14 protein-coding genes are annotated in these 16,823 nt (G+C 35.9%); 4 read left to right on the top strand and 10 right to left on the bottom strand.

Going from position 1 to position 16,823, the window contains the following annotated elements; all coding sequences use genetic code 11:
* Positions 1-4 precede the first annotated feature (4 nt).
* The gene (locus DCS95_RS07940; RefSeq protein WP_058103977.1) at positions 5-487 is read left to right on the top strand and encodes an ExbD/TolR family protein; all 483 of its coding nucleotides are present in this window, start codon (positions 5-7) and stop codon (positions 485-487) included.
* Positions 488-563: 76 nt separating this feature from the next.
* Positions 564-1,232: a porin family protein gene (locus DCS95_RS07945; RefSeq protein WP_116770279.1), complete on the top strand. Its 669-nt coding sequence runs from the start codon at positions 564-566 to the stop codon at positions 1,230-1,232.
* On the opposite strand, the gene DCS95_RS07950 is transcribed toward DCS95_RS07945, so the two are convergent.
* The 6 genes from DCS95_RS07950 to pyrH form a co-directional block, all read right to left on the bottom strand.
* Complete coding sequence (locus tag DCS95_RS07950) at positions 1,227-1,832, bottom strand: hypothetical protein (protein WP_116770280.1); 606 nt, start codon at positions 1,830-1,832, stop codon at positions 1,227-1,229. The genes DCS95_RS07945 and DCS95_RS07950 overlap by 6 nt on opposite strands.
* Positions 1,832-3,289, bottom strand: coding sequence for an RNA polymerase factor sigma-54 (gene rpoN / locus DCS95_RS07955; RefSeq protein WP_116770281.1), 1,458 nt, complete (start codon positions 3,287-3,289; stop codon positions 1,832-1,834). The genes DCS95_RS07950 and rpoN overlap by 1 nt, the downstream gene beginning before the upstream one ends.
* Positions 3,290-3,327: 38 nt before the next feature.
* On the bottom strand, positions 3,328-4,761 hold the full coding sequence (gene asnS, locus DCS95_RS07960) for an asparagine--tRNA ligase (RefSeq protein WP_116770282.1): 1,434 nt from the start codon (positions 4,759-4,761) through the stop codon (positions 3,328-3,330).
* A 96-nt stretch (positions 4,762-4,857) separates the two neighbouring features.
* Positions 4,858-7,245 (bottom strand): efflux RND transporter permease subunit, encoded by a 2,388-nt coding sequence (locus DCS95_RS07965; protein WP_116770283.1) that lies wholly within the window; start codon positions 7,243-7,245, stop codon positions 4,858-4,860.
* Between the two features lie 131 nt (positions 7,246-7,376).
* Positions 7,377-7,931, bottom strand: a complete 555-nt coding sequence (gene frr / locus DCS95_RS07970) for a ribosome recycling factor (protein WP_116770284.1) — start codon at positions 7,929-7,931, stop codon at positions 7,377-7,379.
* A 45-nt stretch (positions 7,932-7,976) separates the two neighbouring features.
* A complete protein-coding gene (gene pyrH / locus DCS95_RS07975; RefSeq protein ID WP_116770285.1) occupies positions 7,977-8,684 on the bottom strand; it encodes a UMP kinase in 708 nt (235 codons plus the stop codon).
* A 149-nt stretch (positions 8,685-8,833) separates the two neighbouring features.
* Between pyrH and DCS95_RS07980 the strand changes: the two genes are divergently transcribed.
* On the top strand, positions 8,834-10,705 hold the full coding sequence (locus tag DCS95_RS07980) for a M61 family metallopeptidase (protein WP_116770286.1): 1,872 nt from the start codon (positions 8,834-8,836) through the stop codon (positions 10,703-10,705).
* 77 nt (positions 10,706-10,782) lie between these two features.
* On the opposite strand, the gene tsf is transcribed toward DCS95_RS07980, so the two are convergent.
* The 4 genes from tsf to rplM all read right to left on the bottom strand — a co-directional run bounded on the left by tsf (position 10,783) and on the right by rplM (position 13,892).
* Entirely contained in the window at positions 10,783-11,607 is an 825-nt protein-coding gene (gene tsf / locus DCS95_RS07985) for a translation elongation factor Ts (RefSeq protein WP_116770287.1), read from the bottom strand.
* A 67-nt stretch (positions 11,608-11,674) separates the two neighbouring features.
* Positions 11,675-12,808 carry a 30S ribosomal protein S2 gene (gene rpsB, locus DCS95_RS07990; protein WP_116770288.1) on the bottom strand — a complete coding sequence of 378 codons (1,134 nt, stop codon included), beginning with the start codon at positions 12,806-12,808 and terminating at the stop codon, positions 11,675-11,677.
* A gap of 240 nt (positions 12,809-13,048) precedes the next feature.
* Positions 13,049-13,435, bottom strand: a complete 387-nt coding sequence (gene rpsI, locus DCS95_RS07995; protein WP_116770289.1) for a 30S ribosomal protein S9 — start codon at positions 13,433-13,435, stop codon at positions 13,049-13,051.
* Position 13,436: 1 nt separating this feature from the next.
* On the bottom strand, positions 13,437-13,892 hold the full coding sequence (rplM, locus tag DCS95_RS08000; protein ID WP_116770290.1) for a 50S ribosomal protein L13: 456 nt from the start codon (positions 13,890-13,892) through the stop codon (positions 13,437-13,439).
* A 246-nt stretch (positions 13,893-14,138) separates the two neighbouring features.
* Here rplM and DCS95_RS08005 point away from each other — a divergent pair, with 246 nt between their 5' ends.
* Complete coding sequence (locus tag DCS95_RS08005) at positions 14,139-16,769, top strand: DUF5916 domain-containing protein (protein ID WP_116770291.1); 2,631 nt, start codon at positions 14,139-14,141, stop codon at positions 16,767-16,769.
* The last annotated feature ends 54 nt before the right edge of the window (positions 16,770-16,823 follow it).

Consider the following 16,823-nt stretch of genomic DNA (forward strand, 5'->3'; position numbering starts at 1 on the left):
CACTATGTCAAAATTTGCAAAGAAAAAAGATGGAGAGGTACCTGCGGTATCAACAGCTTCCCTTCCTGACATTGTATTTATGCTTTTGTTTTTCTTTATGACGGTAACCGTGATGAAGGATAGTTCTTTAAAAGTTGAAAATGTACTTCCTAATGCTAGTGAAGTAAAGAAGCTTGAAAAGAAAGATCGTGTAATTTATATTTATGTTGGTAAGCCAACTAAGGAATATGAGAAATTATTTGGTAGTGAGCCGAAGATTCAATTAAACGATAAATTATCTAGTCCCTCTGAAGTTGGTGATTACATTTTAATGGAAAGGGCTAAAAAGCCTCAAGAACTTCAAAATGTTTTGACTACGGCACTAAAAGTCGATAAGAACGCAAGTATGGGATTGATATCCGATATTAAACAAGAGTTAAGAAAGGTTAACGCTTTAAAGGTAAATTACACTACCTATGAAGGTGACGCTTTCAATAATCTACAATAGTTAGTTAGTAGAATATTACTTATCTAAAACGCTTCAAATTTATTTGAAGCGTTTTTTATTTCATTAACTTTACTTTATGCGCTTTTTTATTGTTTTGCTCTTCGTGATTTTTCAGTCTAATGCCCAGGTGGCTTTAGATACAGTACCAAATTCACGGTACTTTGAAGATCAGTTTTATTTAGGGCTATCTTATAATTTTATATTAAATCATCCTGAGGGCTCTAATCAACGAAATTTATCTTACGGTCTGCAAGGTGGTATTATAAAAGATATCCCGTTAAATCGAAAGGGAACAAAGGCTATTGGTATAGGTGCGGGCTTGGCGCTGAATAGTTATTATTCAAATCTAGTTGCGGATATTTCAGGAGACGATATTACTTATAGTATTAATGATGATATTACCAGAAGTAAGTTGGAAACACATCTGTTAGAATTTCCGTTGGAATTTAGATGGCGAAATTCTACTGCGGAAGAATATAAGTTCTGGCGTATTTATGGTGGAATTAGAGCAGCTTATATTTTAGGTGCAAGGTCTAAATATGATCTTGATGATGTTAGTGAAGGATTCAATAATACGGACTTAACAAAATTTCAGTACGGGCTAACATTGAGCTTTGGTTATAATACCTTTAATCTGCATGCTTATTATGCTCTTACTGAATTATTCAATGGTAATGCTTCGGTAAATGGAGAGACGTTGCAATATAGACCTTTGCGCATTGGATTAATCTTCTATATACTATAACCAAAAACGTACGGTCAATAATTGTGATAGTAAGCCTATCAATAGACCCATTATCACTTCAATACCTGTGTGCGCTTTTAAATAAAGGCGGGCAGAAATCACACTACCGGTAAGTAGAATAAAAAAGCTTATAGCTATTATCAGGTTGATTTCAAAGTGTATGCTTAAATTCAACAAGTACATTAATAGGCCGCTGACGCCAACTGTATGAAGACTCGCCTTAAAATTGAAGAAGAGCAAAAGTATGCATGCAATTGTTGCACCCAATAATCCAGTAAAATAAAAGTATAGTTCGCTAACATAATTGTTGGGTATAACCTTGTAGAGTATTAAAAGTAGAATACAAGCATGAATATATAGCGGGTATTTGCGCTCATTAATTGAATTTAAGGAGATGGATTGTACCATACCTAAGTTTTTTAATATTAGGAAGGTTACTATAGGGATTATGACCGTTAGTATAAAGATGGGTAGTACACTGGCGCTTTTAATTTCAATTGGGGTATATTTTGGCGTAATAAGAAAATAGGCCACTGTGCCGCCAATAGGTATAAAAAGTGGATGTAGTAAATAGGAGATAAATTGTGAAAAAACCTTCATTAGATTTCTTTTCTCATACGTGCAACAGGAATATTCAATTGCTCTCTATACTTTGCAACTGTCCTTCTAGCGATAGGGTATCCTTTTTCCTTTAAAATTGCCGCTAATTTGTCGTCTGTAAGCGGTTTCTTTTTCGTTTCGTTCTGTATTACGGTTTCTAGAATTTTCTTTATTTCCCTTGTTGATACATCTTCGCCTTGTTCATTTTTCATGGATTCGGAGAAGTACTCTTTTATAAGCTTGGTTCCGTAAGGGGTATCTACATATTTACTATTTGCTACCCTAGATACTGTTGAAACGTCCATGCCTATTTCATCTGCAATATCTTTTAGGATCATTGGACGCAAATTTCGCTCGTCTCCAGTTAAAAAATATTCTTTTTGATACTGCATAATAGCGTTCATGGTAATGAACAATGTTTGCTGTCTTTGTCTAATAGCGTCTATAAACCATTTGGCTGCGTCTAACTTTTGCTTAATGAACATGACGGTGTCTTTCTGTGACTTCGACTTGTCTTTGGCCTCTTTATAGCCTTTAAGCATATTGCTATATTCTCTAGATACGTGTAACTCGGGAGCATTTCTACCGTTAAGGGTCAATTCTAGTTCACCTTCGGTAATTCTGATAGCAAAATCGGGTACTACGTGCTCAACTATTCTATTGTTGCCAGAATAAGACCCACCCGGTTTAGGATTTAATTTTTCGATTTCACCGATCGCTTCTTTAAGTTCTGTTTCGGTGATATTATGTTTCTGAATTAGTTTTTGATAGTGTTTTTTTGTAAAATGTTCAAATGACTTTTTAAGGATTTCGGTAGCTAATTCAATGCTTGGAGTAACATCTTTTCTTTCTAATTGAATAATTAGGCATTCCTCTAATGTACGAGCACCAACACCCGGTGGGTCTAATTCCTGAACAATAGACAGTATCCTAGTAATAGTTTCTTCGTCTGTATAGACATTTTGCGTAAAGGCTAAATCGTCCATGATGTCCGAAATAGGTCTTCGTATATAGCCACTTTCATCTACACTGCCTACTAAAAACTCGGCAATGTTCCATTCTTCATCAGAAAGATAAACCGTATTCAGTTGGTTTATTAAGTGTTGGTTGAATGAAATACCGGCAGCATATGGCACACTTTTTTCCTCATCATCAGAACTGTAATTATTCGCTTTTGTTCTATAATCAGGTATTTCATCATCACTTAGATAATCATCAATATTGATGTCTTCAGTGTTAATGGTTTCGCTATCGGCATTGTCGTCATAAACATCGTCATACTCATCGGCAACCTTATCTAAATCATCTTTACCGGTTTCCAAAGCAGGATTCTCTTCTAGTTCTTGTTTCAGTCGTTGTTCAAATGCTTGCGTTGGCAATTGAATTAACTTCATCAACTGAATCTGCTGTGGAGATAACTTCTGAGATAATTTAAATTGTAAATGTTGTTTTAGCATTACTTTGTTCTAGTACTTGTAAAAGTAACCAAATCTGCTTAAAATTCAGCATTCTGTGGTGTTCTTGGAAACGGTATTACGTCTCTAATGTTGCCCATGCCAGTTGCAAAAAGTACTAACCTTTCAAAACCAAGACCAAAGCCACTATGTTCTGCTGTTCCAAATTTTCTTAAATCTAAATACCACCAAAGTTCTTTTTCGTCAATACCTAGATCCTTTATTTTTTCTTTAAGTACATCTAAGCGTTCTTCACGTTGTGATCCACCTACGATTTCTCCAATACCTGGGAACAAAATATCCATGGCTCTTACGGTTTTGCCATCTTCGTTTAAACGCATGTAAAACGCTTTGATCTTAGCAGGATAATCAAAAAGTATTACCGGACATTTAAAGTGTTTTTCTACCAAATAACGTTCGTGTTCACTTTGTAGATCTGTACCCCACTCTTCAATAGGGTAGGTAAATTTCTTTTTCTTGTTTGGCTTACAATTCTTAAGAATTTCAATTGCCTCGGTATAGCTAACTCTTTTAAAATTGTTTTCGACAACGAATTTTAATTTCTCAATTAAAGCCATGTCACTGCGTTGTGCTTGTGGCTTGCTCTTTTCTTCATCCAATAACCTCTTTTCTAAGAACTCTAGATCTTCTTGGCAGTGGGTTAAAGTATATGATATTACATTTTTTATAAAATCTTCGGCAAGATCCATATTTGCATCAAGGTCAAAGAATGCCATTTCTGGTTCTATCATCCAGAATTCTGCCAAATGTCTTGATGTGTTAGAATTTTCTGCCCTAAAGGTTGGTCCAAAAGTGTACACTTTACCTAAAGCCATGGCATAAGCCTCTGCCTCTAATTGTCCAGACACGGTAAGGTTGGTCTCTTTGCCAAAGAAATCTTCTTTGTAGTTGACATCGCCATCATCTGTCAACGGAGGATTTTTTTCGTCTAATGTGGTAACCCTAAACATTTCTCCAGCGCCTTCAGCATCCGAACCCGTAATTATTGGGGCGTGAAAATAGTTGAAACCATTTTCCCTAAAATAGTTGTGTATCGCAAAAGACAAGGTTGATCTTACACGCATAATAGCGGCGAATGTGTTAGTTCTGATTCTTAAGTGAGCTTTCTCCCTAAGAAATTCCAATGAGTGCTTTTTGGGTTGAATTGGGTATTCTTCTGGATCTGCGATACCCAAAACCTCCAATTCGCTAACTTGTATCTCAACAGATTGACCTCTACCTTGGCTCTCTACTAAAGTACCCGATACTTTTAGTGCGGCTCCTGTATTTACTTTTTTTAATAATTCTTCATCAAAATTTTCAAAATCTACGACACATTGAATAGTACCTAGCGTTGAGCCATCGTTTAGAGCAATAAATCTATTGCTTCTAAAGGTTCTAACCCATCCTTTTACTGTTATTTCCTGAAGTAGGTTTTTACTTGAAAGTAGTTCTTTTATTGTTACTGAACGCATGATGTTGAATTGAAAATTAAAGTTCCAAAGATAGGATTTTGTTAAAAAATAAAGTGGCTAAACAGCTATATAAACATTGCCTTCAAATGAATTTAATCAATTGTTGTTTTCATCTTGAGGTAAGATGTCTATTTGCGGTTTTTTTAAAGTCTGTTTATTAGCTATACTTTTTTCTAGTGATAATAGCAACGACGGCAATAAAATTAAATTAGCCAACATTGCTAACAATAAGGTGGCCGAAACCAATGATCCCAGTGCTACCGTACCCCCAAAATTAGAAATAACGAATACTGAAAAACCAAAAAACAAAACAATTGAAGTATAGAACATACTTACCCCAGTTTCTCTAAGGGCGTTGTAGACCGATTTTTCAATTCGCCATTTGTTGGCTGTGAGCTCTTGCCTGTACTTGGCAAGAAAGTGTATGGTGTCATCAACCGAAATACCAAACGCAATACTGAATACTAATATCGTTGATGGTTTAATAGGTACGCCTACAAAGCCCATAATGCCCGCAGTTATTACCAAAGGCAATAAGTTAGGTATTAACGATATTACGATCATTCTAAATGAACGGAAGAGATATGCCATAAAAAGCGCAATAAGTGCTATGGCAAGGGCAAGTGACATTATAAGGTTTTTGACCAAATATTTGGTCCCTTTTAAAAATAGAAGTGCACTACCGGTCATATACACATTGTAGCGTTCGGCAGGGAAAATTTTAGTGATGTTCTCTAGCAAACGTTGTTCAATGTCTTCCATTCGGCTCGTATTCACATCACGCATGAAAGTGGTTATCCTTGCGGTCTGCCCAGTGCTGTCAACAAAAGATTCCAACAGATTGCCGTTATCGGATGATTTACGGGCAACATCCATTATAAAAGTGTTTTCTTGACTTGTGGGAAGTTGATAGTATTTAGGAATACCATTGTAAAAGGCCTGTTTGGAATACTTTACCAAATTTACCACGGAAACCGGAGTAGATAACTCTGGAATTTCTTCTATGACCTCCCCAAGTTGATTCATTCGTTTAAGTGTGGCAGGTTTTAAAACTCCTTTCGGTGTTTTGGTGTCTACAACTATTTCAACGGGCATAATACCCTTGAACTCTTTTTCAAAGAAGCGAATGTCATGAAAGAATTCAGCATTTTTGGGCATGTCTTCTATAGGGCTACCAGAAATTCTAATTTGATAGATGCCTATGATACTTAAAACCAATAAGGATATCGAAACTATGTAAACCGTAATTCTTCGATGTCTTACAATACCTTCCATCCAATTAACAAAGGCATCGATCCACTTTTTATTTAAGTGTTTTAAATGCTTTGTTTTTGGTAAAGCCATAAAACTATACACAATAGGAATGATCAATAGTGATAAGATAAAGATACCGATGATATTTATGGAGGCAACAATACCAAATTCCTTAAGTAGCGTACTATCTGTAATGATAAAAGTAGCAAAACCAGAAGCTGTAGTAATATTGGTCATTAAGGTTGCATTTCCTATTTTGGAAATAACTCGTTGTAATGAAAGTGCCTGGTTACCATGTTTTTTAACCTCTTGCTGATATTTGTTGATCAAGAAAATACAGTTGGGAATACCTATAACAATAATTAATGGCGGTATTAAGGCTGTAAGTACTGTAATTTCATACTGCAATAGTCCAAGAAAACCGAAGGCCCACATCACCCCGATAATTACTACACACATTGAAATGAAAGTGGCTCGTACACTTCTAAAGAAAAAGAAGAATATTAAAGAGGTAACGCCCAATGCGGCCAAAATAAATTTACCTATTTCATCAATAATATTCTGAGAGTTCATGGTTCTCACATATGGCATGCCAGATATATGAACGTCTAAACCGGTCTCTTTTTCAAAATTGCGCACCAGGGTATTGATGTCCTGGAGTATAAAATCTTTTCTTACGGTTGTATTGACGATGTCTTTGTCTAAGTTAACAATGGTACGTATTGTTTTACTTTCCTTATTAAAAAGTAAATTCTCGTAGAAAGGCAGGTCATTGAAAAGATGATCGGTAATACTATCTATTTCTTTCTGGGTCTTTAATTCTCCTGTAATTAAAGGTAGCATTTCAAACTCTTGCTTATCGTTGTTTTTTACCAACTCTTTTAGATTGTCGGTAGATATTACAAACTCCACTTCTGGAAAAGCTGCCAATTGTTTACTTAGCTTGTTCCAACGGTTAAAATTAGCAGGTTCAAATAGGGTACTGTCACGAATTGCAAAAACGACTGCATTGCCTTCCTCACCAAATTTGCTCAAAAAATTCTGATACTGTATGTTTACCGGATGGTCATCTGGTAAAAGATTGGTTTGTGAGCTTGAAAAGCGCATATATTGCCATTGCCAGCCCATGAAAATGGTGAAACCGGTAATCAATAGTAAAATGAGGATTCTGTTGCGTAGAATTATGTTTGCCGTTTTAGGCCAAAATCCTTTCGTAAGTTTCGCTACCATAACTGTATTTGCAGGTGGCAAAGGTAACTATAAGCTACAATTGTTCCTAAAATTGAAAAGTCTAAATTTTATACAAATAAAAAAAGCTACCGTATTAGGGTAGCTTTAAATTCTTTTTTTAGTTTTTGAAACTAAACTTTCATTATCTCAGCTTCTTTTTTGTCTAAGAAAGCGTCAATTTTCTTAGTATAAATATCAGTAAGATCTTGTACATCTGCCGTGGCATTTTTTTGAAGGTCTTCAGAAATATCCAAATCTTTTATTTCTTTATTTGCATCTTGTCTTGCACTACGTACACCTACTTTTGCGTGTTCAGCTTCTGCCTTCGCTTGTTTGGTCAACTGAATTCTACGTTCTTCGGTCAATGGTGGTACGTTAATAATAATCATATCGCCATTGTTCATAGGGTTAAAGCCTAAATTGGCGTTCATAATGGCTTTTTCTATTTCTTGAAGCATACCTTTTTCCCATGGTTGAACAGAGATAGTTCTACCATCTGGAGTATTGATATTGGCTACTTGAGATAGTGGAGTTTGAGAGCCATAGTAATCTACCATTACCGATGATAGCATGGTAGGGCTAGCTTTACCGGCTCTAATTTTTAAAAATTCACGTTCTAAATGCGCTATTGCAGCTTCCATGCCTTCTTTGGTAGCGTCTAAAACAAATTGTATTTCCTCGTTCATATAATAATTGTATTACTATCGCAATAACATTAATTGTACCAAAAATTATAAATTGACAGTCGTTCCTATGGTTTGTCCGTCAACAATTTTCAATAAGTTTCCTTTTTTGTTCATATCAAAAACTACGATCGGTAGTTCGTTCTCTTGACTTAAAGTAAAGGCAGTTGTGTCCATTACCTTTAAGCCTTTTGTAAGTACGTCTTGAAAAGAGATGTTGTCAAATTTTGTAGCATTTTTATCCTTTTCGGGATCGGCAGTATATATACCATCTACCCTAGTGCCTTTTAAGATGACATCTGCTTCAATTTCGATGGCTCTAAGAACGGCTGCGGAATCAGTGGTGAAATATGGGTTTCCCGTACCGCCACCAAAAATAACAACTCTTCCTTTTTCTAAATGCCTCATGGCACGTCTTCTAATAAAAGGCTCTGCTACTTCATTGATTTTAATTGCGGTTTGTAATCGGGTCTGTACGCCACTCATTTCTAGGGCGCTTTGTAAAGCTAACCCGTTTATTACGGTTGCTAACATACCCATGTGGTCACCTTGCACCCGATCCATCCCGGTAGCTGCACCAGTAAGTCCTCTAAAAATGTTGCCACCTCCAATAACTATTGCGACTTCAATTCCTTTTTCAACTACTTCTTTTATCTCTTCCGCATATTCATTTAAGCGATTAGAGTCTATGCCATATTGCTTTTCACCCATTAGGGCTTCACCGCTTAATTTTAGAAGAATTCTTTTGTAGTGCATTCTGGTTTTAATTTGCCATCAAAAATAATGAAAATTTTTGATGGGCGTGGTCAATATTTTATTCCGCTAAAAGATATGTGGTTAGATCCAGTGGATACTTATTTTCTATCTTTGAAATCATTATTTTAAAAATTAGTAATTCGATATTTATGAGAAAATATTTTTTAATTATTTCATGCTCACTTTTGCTATATGCATGTGGAGCTGGTAAGCAGTTGGTGTCTATAGAAAAAAGTGCAGTTATAACTTCAATAGATTTGGTGAACGTAGTAGATGATAAGGTGCAGGTGAGTATGGATCCAGGTGCTTTTTCAACAGAGACGGTTATTTTTAGAATACCAAAAACGGTTCCTGGCACCTATAGTACGGATAATTACGGAAAGTATGTACAAGATTTTGAAGCCTTAGATTATAAAGGTAATGCTTTGAGTTTTACGAAACTAGATGAAAACTCATGGAGTGTCTCTAATGGAACTCAATTAGATAAAGTAAGGTATTGGGTCAATGATACCTATGATGCCGAAAATGAAGTTGAAGATGCTGTGTTTTCACCTGCCGGAACAAATATTGAGAAAGACAGTAATTTTATGTTGAACCTACATGGTTTTGTAGGTTATTTTGATGATTTTAAGGAAGTGCCGTATGCAATTCAGATTAAAAAACCTGCTGATTTAATTGCTACGACAACGCTTTCCGATCAAATTGACCGTAAGCCTGATCCACTTTGGGATGCGTTTTTTGCAAATAGGTATTTTGAGGTTATTGACAACCCTATCATGTATGCTAAGCCTAATACCGAAAGTTTTGAGATAAACGGTATAACGGTGACGTTAAGTTTGTTTTCTCCGAATGACGTGTATAAAGCGTCGGACTTAAAAAGTAGGATGTTGCAGATGATGGAGGCTCAAAAGAAGTTTCTAGGAGAGGTTGATAGTACCAAAGAGTACAATATTTTATTATATCTATCGGATGTTAATAAACCCGATGCTCATGGTTTTGGTGCTTTAGAGCATCATACTTCTACGGTAGTTGTTTTACCTGAAGCTATGGATATTGGTCGTTTGGAGCAAGCAATGGTAGATGTGGTGTCTCATGAGTTCTTTCATATTGTAACACCTTTGTCCGTTCACTCGAAAGAAATTCAATATTTTGATTTTAATGATCCTCAAATGTCTCAGCATTTATGGATGTACGAAGGTACTACTGAGTATTTTGCCAATTTGTTTCAAATTCAGCAAGAACTTATTACTGAAGACGAATTTTATGAGCGTATGCTGACCAAAATTGGAAATGCCTCTTTTTACGATGATAACATGTCGTTTACCGTTATGAGTGAAAATATTCTTGAACAACCTTATGAGCCTAATTATGCTAATGTGTATGAAAAAGGGGCATTAATTAATATGTGTTTAGACATTATTTTACGAGAAGAGAGCAATGGTCAAAAAGGCATGCTTTGGTTAATGAAAGAATTATCTAAAAAATATGGCACAGATGTTCCTTTTGAAGATGAAGTTTTATTTGATGAAATCGTTGCAATGACCTATCCGGAAGTGGATACTTTTTTTAAGAAGCATGTAATAGGAAACACACCCATAGATTATGATCTGTATTTTGAAAAAGTAGGTTTGGCTACAAAAGATGTTCAAGAACCTACCGGGTATTTTTTTGATGGTCAAGTGCCATACATGGATGTTGATGTGCAAAACGATAGTGTGGTATTTATACGTGAGAATATTGAGCTCAATTCTTTCTTTAACGACTTAAAGCTTCAGGGAGGAGATATTTTTAGAGTAATCAATGGTAAAGAGATAAACCTTGAAACATTACGTCCAATTATAGGTGAAAGTTTTAGCTGGACACCAGAAACCGTTGTAAGTATGACGGTGGAAAGAGATGGTGAAATGATATCGGTAGAAGGACCGGTGGGAAAGCCCGTAAAAAAAGTAAAAAAGATAGTTCCTTTAGATAATGTAGACCAGAAAACTTTAAACTTACGTAACGCCTGGTTGAAAGACTAGAGTAGAATAAATTTTCAAATAAAAAAACCGCCTACTTTGCAGTAAGGCGGTTTTTTATTGAGTTAGTTGTATTGTAATTAACCTAATGCAACTCTTTTGAAACCTGTTACTTCTAAGTTAGAATCAACAGATTTTACATATTGAGCAACACTTTGTTTGCTGTCTTTAATGAAATCTTGGTTAACCAAGGTGTTGTCCTTAAAGAAACGCTTAATTTTCCCTTGAGAAATTTTATCTAGCATTGCTTCTGGTTTACCTTCTTGACGTAATTGATCTTTAGCGATTTCAATTTCCTTGTCGATGATAGATTGGTCTACACCATCTTCGTTTAATGCAACAGGGTTCATTGCAGCAGCTTGCATAGAAACATCTTTAGCAACCTCTTCGGCACCTGCAACTGATGCAGAAAGACCTGTTAAAACAGCTATTTTGTTTCCTGCGTGAATGTAAGAACCTACGAAAGGAGCGCTTAATGTTTCAAATCCACCTATTTCAATTTTCTCGCCGATAACACCAGTTTGTTCGGTAAGTTTTTCTTGAACGGTCATGCCTTTGTAATCAGCAGCTAAGAAAGCTTCTTTAGAATCAAAGTTGATTGCTAAGTCTGCCAATTCTGTAGCCAATGTTACGAAAGTTTCGTTTTTAGCAACGAAGTCGGTCTCACAGTTAAGGGAAATAATAACACCGTTAGTGTTGTCATCATTTACCTTAGCGATTGCTGCACCTTCAGAAGAATCTCTGTCGGCTCTTTTTGCTGCAACTTTTTGACCTTTTTTACGAAGAATTTCGATTGCGCTTTCAAAATCACCTTCAGCTTCCACTAAGGCCTTTTTGCAATCCATCATTCCTGCACCAGTAGTCTTTCTTAATCTATTAACTTCTGCAGCTGTAATCTTTGCCATTTTTTTTACTTTTTGTATACCCGTTTTAAGGGGTCGTTAGATTTATTTTTATAACAAATGTAGTAACTTATTCTACACCACCTTTAACGTTGTCTTGCCATTCTTTAAGCTCGTCCCACTTGCCTTCTGCAGCCATTTTAGCTTGCTTTGGCCATGAAGTTGGATCTAAATGAGCCATTCTTGAACTAGCTTCAGTCAAAATCTCTTTGATTTTTTCAGCATCACCTTCAGAAAGATCGGCGTAAGTAGCAATACCGGCAGCAACTAATGCTTCTGCAGCTTTTGGTCCAATACCTTCAACTTTGGTTAAATCGTCAGCCTCAACTTTTGCATCTGCAGCAACAGCTTCTTTGGTAGCTTCAACATTTACTTCAACGTTAGGTACTTTATCAACAACTGGTGCTGGTTTTGTGTCAACTTTTGCTGGAGTAGGTGTTGGCTTTTCAGCAGTAACCTTTTTCTTTGGAGCTTTATCCTTCTTATCTGACTTACCTTCAGAATCACCTTTTTCTGCCTTACGTTCTGCAAGACCTTCGGCAACTGCGTTGGTAACTTCTGTCATAATGATGTCAATTGACTTAGAAGCATCATCGTTAGAAGGTATAAGGTAATCTACATCTCTAGGGTCACAGTTGGTATCAACCATTGCGAAAATAGGAATGTTCAATTTTTGAGCTTCTTTTACTGCAATGTGCTCTCTCATAGTATCAACGATGAATAAAGCACCTGGTAAACGTGTCATTTCAGAAATAGAACCTAAGTTCTTTTCTAATTTTGCACGTAAACGGTCTACTTGTAATCTTTCTTTTTTAGAAAGTGTAAGGAAAGTACCGTCTTTCTTCATACGATCGATAGAAGCCATTTTCTTAACAGCTTTACGAATAGTAACGAAGTTTGTTAACATACCACCTGGCCATCTTTCTGTGATGTAAGGCATGTTTACGTTTGCTGCTTTTTCTGCAACGATATCTTTTGCTTGTTTTTTGGTAGCTACAAAAAGTATTTTTCTACCTGATGCTGCAATTTTTTTAAGAGCCTCATTGGTCTCATCTAATTTTGCAACTGTTTTGTAAAGGTTGATTACGTGAATCCCATTACGCTCCATGTAGATGTAAGGAGCCATGTTCGGATTCCATTTTCTTGTTAGGTGACCAAAATGTACACCTGCTTCTAATAATTGTTTTACTTCGACTCTCGCCATTTTAAATTTAGTTTACGTTCTTTTGAATTAGCAATGATAAAGTGGTATCTCGATATAATATCAAGAAGCCTTCACCATTTAGATGCTAAACTAATCTTACCTTCAATTTTTAGGGATTAAAGGATTTTTAATTGTCCTTTCGGACTTTCAATGAACTTGTTAATAATCTGGATTATCCAGTGTGATAAAATATAAAAATAGGCACCCAAAAAGGGTGCCCTGTACTCTTGCAATTTCGAATTAACGTTTCGAGAATTGGAATTTTTTACGTGCTTTCTTCTGACCGAATTTCTTACGTTCAACCATTCTTGGATCTCTAGTTAATAGACCTTCTGGTTTTAAGATTGTTCTGTTCTCGGCATCAATCTCGCACATTGCTCTAGATAAAGCAAGACGAATAGCTTCTGCTTGACCAGTAATACCACCACCGTAAACATTTACTTTTACGTCATAAGTATCTAAACTTTCAGTTAAACTAAAAGGTTGTTTTACTTTGTATTGAAGTGTTGCAGTTGGGAAGTATACACTTAAATCTTTATTGTTAATGGTAATGTCTCCATTTCCATCAGAAAGATATACTCTCGCTACAGCGGTCTTTCTACGACCAATTTTATGAATTACTTCCATCTTATTTAATATCTTTTAAATTAACAACAGTAGGCTTTTGAGCTTCTTGACCATGCTCTGTACCTGCGTAAACTTTTAGGTTTCTAAAAAGCTCTGCACCTAATCTGTTTTTAGGTAACATACCTTTTATTGCTTTTTCAAGAATGCCTTCTGGATTTTTATCCAATAATTGTTGTACGCTAGTAGTACGTTGTCCACCTGGGTAGCCAGTGTATCTCATATATGATTTATCAGACCACTTGTTTCCTGTAAGAACAATTTTCTCTGCGTTGATAATAACAACATTATCACCACAATCAACATGAGGGGTGAAACTAGGCTTATGCTTTCCTCTTAACAAATAGGCGACTTTTGAAGCCATGCGTCCTAATGTTTCTCCTTCGGCATCTACCAATAACCACTCTTTGTTTACAGTTGTTCTGTTGGCCGAAACGGTCTTATAACTTAATGTATCCACTACTGCTATTTTTAACTATTATTTTAATCAATCCCGTGAAAGGGGCTGCAAATCTACAATTATTAACTTGAATTGCAAATACTTGTTTCTTATTTTTTTACATTTTTTAATTAAATGCAATATCTAACTACTTTACTTTTATCGAGATACTGTTAAACTAATTGATTTTATTGCTATTTCTGTAACAATCGGTAATTTTCTGTGTCTCTTCAATATCATAATCATTCAATCAAAGAACGCACAGTAATGATCAAATGTTTATTGCACAGTATCATATTTTTATTATTTACAACTACAATTCTTGCTCAAATAGATTCGGTAAAGGTACAAAGGGAATATGTTACCAAACAACTTCGGGCTGGTGAAGAAATTACAATTGACGGAGAATTGTCTGATCAGGCTTGGGATAATATCTCTTGGGATACCGACTTTACCGTTTTTGACCCTAATAATGGTGAAACGCCTAGTCAATCTACAAAATTTAAAATTTTATACGACCAAAAGTTTCTTTATGTAGGTATTCGTTGTTACGACAGTATACCTGCTAAAATAGAAAAGAGACTTGCCAGGCGCGATAATTTCTCTGGAGATTGGATAGAAATAAATATAGATAGTTACAATGATAAAAGAACCGGGTTTTCTTTCAATGTTTCCGCTGCGGGAGTAAAGGGAGATGAGTTCATTTCTCAAAATGGTGATTTTTGGGATGCCAGTTGGAATCCTATATGGTATACTGCCACCCAAATCGATGATAAAGGATGGACAGCAGAAATGAAAATACCCTTCAGTCAATTAAAATTTGGAGAGCAAGAAGAACAAATTTGGGGTTTACAATTGAACAGAAGATTTTTTAGGGCAGAAGAACGCTCGTTGTGGCAACCAGTTTCACTTGATGCTCCAGGCTGGGTGAGCGAATTCGGAGTGCTTAGGGGTCTAATGAATATTCAACCTCAAAAGCAACTTGAGATTCAGCCTTTTTTAGTGAATCAATACGATGCCTATCCTTCGCAAGCGGGCAATCCTTTTCGCGATGGAAACGATTATATTCTAAATGCCGGGCTAGATGCTAAAATTGGTTTAACAAATGATCTAACTCTAGATTTAACGGTGAATCCTGATTTTGGACAGGTAGATGCCGATCCAGGTGCCATTGCTTTAGACGGATTTCAAATTTTCTTTGAGGAGCGTAGGCCTTTCTTTATTGAAAACAAAAATATTTTCGACTATGAGTTTGCCGATGGTAATGACAATATATTTTATAGTAGAAGAATTGGTAGAAGTCCGCAAGGCTTTGCGACCACCACACCAGAAGAGTTTATAGATGAGCCTACAAATTCAACGATTTTGGGAGCCGCAAAGTTCTCGGGTAAAACAAAAAATGGATGGTCTTTAGGGCTGTTAGAAAGTGTTACCGGTAAAATGTATGCGGATATCGAAGATGTCGCAGGTAACAAGCGTTCAGAACTTGTGGAGCCCTTAACGAATTATATAGTGGGCAGGGTGCAAAAAGATTTCAATGAGCGCAATTCTTTTATTGGTGGCATTTTTACGGCAACGAATAGAAATATAACTGATAATCTAGATTTCTTAAGAAGTGATGCATACACGGGCGGTTTTGATTTTAAGCACAATTGGAAGAACAGAGATTACTATGTTGAAGGTAATATCGTTGGTAGCCATGTTAAGGGTAGTGCAGATGCCATTGCCAGAACCCAAAGAAGTATAACCCATCTTTTTCAAAGGGTAGATGCAGGTCATGTTTCGGTAGATGAGAGTAGAACATCGTTAACGGGTACCGGAGGTAAAATTGAACTAGGTAAAGCAGGTGGTGGAAATTGGAGATATGATGGCGGACTAATATGGCGCTCTCCAGAATTGGAACTTAATGATATTGGTTTTTTGCGTCAGGCAGATGAAATAAAGCAAACCGCTTCAATTAGCAGATTGTTTTTAAAACCTACTAACTTTTACCGCAGAGCCAATATGGAACTAAATCAGTATACTACCTATGATTTCGAGGGTAATTATAATAGAATACAGTATCAGTTTGAAGGCTTTATAAATTATAAGAACAACTGGTGGACAGAAGTTGGAGCTGCCCACAAACCCCGAATTTTTTCGAATACCGTATTGCGAGGCGGACCAAGATGGCGCTGGTCTGAAGAAAATTTTTGGTATCTATTCTTTGGTTCTGACAGTAGAAAGAAACTTAGTTTTACTCTAGGTTATGTAAATAGCCAGGCAGCGGAAAAAAACTTTTCATTGGCGCGATATGTCTTTAGACTATATTACCAACCATTTGATGCTTTTAATTTGTCTATTTCTTCTGAGTATGAAGAGAATCCGAATAAAACGCAATATGTTACGGAAACCAATTTTAATGGAAATGCCAGATATATTACGGGTAATATTGATCAAAAAACATTTAGTACTTCCATCCGCTTTAATTATAGTATAAACCCCAATTTATCCATTCAATATTATGGGGAGCCTTTTATTTCTAGAGGTAAATACACCGATTTTAATTATGTGAACAATCCAATAGCCGAAAAACTAAGTGAACGGATAAGGTTATTTTCAGAGAATCAGATTTCAAAATCGACAGATACGGATAATTATTTGATAGACGAAGATTTAAATGGTGTTTTAGATTATCAAATTGCGGATCCTAACTTTTCATATGTTCAATTTAGGTCTAATCTTGTATTAAGATGGGAGTATATACCAGGTTCGGAAATATTTTTGGTGTGGTCTCAAGGTGTGGTTGGTGCCGGTGATCCCAGTGAAACATTGGGTAGAAATTTAGACAGACAAATATTGGGACAGAAAAAAGACAATACTTTTTTGCTAAAGGCAACATACAGGTTTATTCTGTAAATATTTGGTTCTTAGAATTAAGCATTTGGTATATTTTGAAATAATAAAGCGTTT

It is taken from the genome of Maribacter litoralis, from assembly GCF_003075045.1.
In the GTDB taxonomy this organism is placed as follows: Bacteria; Bacteroidota; Bacteroidia; order Flavobacteriales; family Flavobacteriaceae; genus Maribacter; species Maribacter litoralis.

Excerpts from the sequence above, each read along its gene's own strand:
- tsf (WP_116770287.1), bottom strand. The coding sequence starts at position 11,607 with ATGGCAAAGATTACAGCTGCAGAAGTTAATAGATTAAGAAAGACTACT.
- rpsB (WP_116770288.1), bottom strand. The coding sequence starts at position 12,808 with ATGGCGAGAGTCGAAGTAAAACAATTATTAGAAGCAGGTGTACATTTT.
- DCS95_RS07950 (WP_116770280.1), bottom strand. The coding sequence starts at position 1,832 with ATGAAGGTTTTTTCACAATTTATCTCCTATTTACTACATCCACTTTTT.
- DCS95_RS08005 (WP_116770291.1), top strand. The coding sequence starts at position 14,139 with ATGATCAAATGTTTATTGCACAGTATCATATTTTTATTATTTACAACT.
- rpoN (WP_116770281.1), bottom strand. The coding sequence starts at position 3,289 with ATGCTAAAACAACATTTACAATTTAAATTATCTCAGAAGTTATCTCCA.
- DCS95_RS07940 (WP_058103977.1), top strand. The coding sequence starts at position 5 with ATGTCAAAATTTGCAAAGAAAAAAGATGGAGAGGTACCTGCGGTATCA.
- rpsI (WP_116770289.1), bottom strand. The coding sequence starts at position 13,435 with ATGGAAGTAATTCATAAAATTGGTCGTAGAAAGACCGCTGTAGCGAGA.
- pyrH (WP_116770285.1), bottom strand. The coding sequence starts at position 8,684 with ATGCACTACAAAAGAATTCTTCTAAAATTAAGCGGTGAAGCCCTAATG.
- DCS95_RS07980 (WP_116770286.1), top strand. The coding sequence starts at position 8,834 with ATGAGAAAATATTTTTTAATTATTTCATGCTCACTTTTGCTATATGCA.
- DCS95_RS07945 (WP_116770279.1), top strand. The coding sequence starts at position 564 with ATGCGCTTTTTTATTGTTTTGCTCTTCGTGATTTTTCAGTCTAATGCC.
- DCS95_RS07965 (WP_116770283.1), bottom strand. The coding sequence starts at position 7,245 with ATGGTAGCGAAACTTACGAAAGGATTTTGGCCTAAAACGGCAAACATA.
- asnS (WP_116770282.1), bottom strand. The coding sequence starts at position 4,761 with ATGCGTTCAGTAACAATAAAAGAACTACTTTCAAGTAAAAACCTACTT.
- frr (WP_116770284.1), bottom strand. The coding sequence starts at position 7,931 with ATGAACGAGGAAATACAATTTGTTTTAGACGCTACCAAAGAAGGCATG.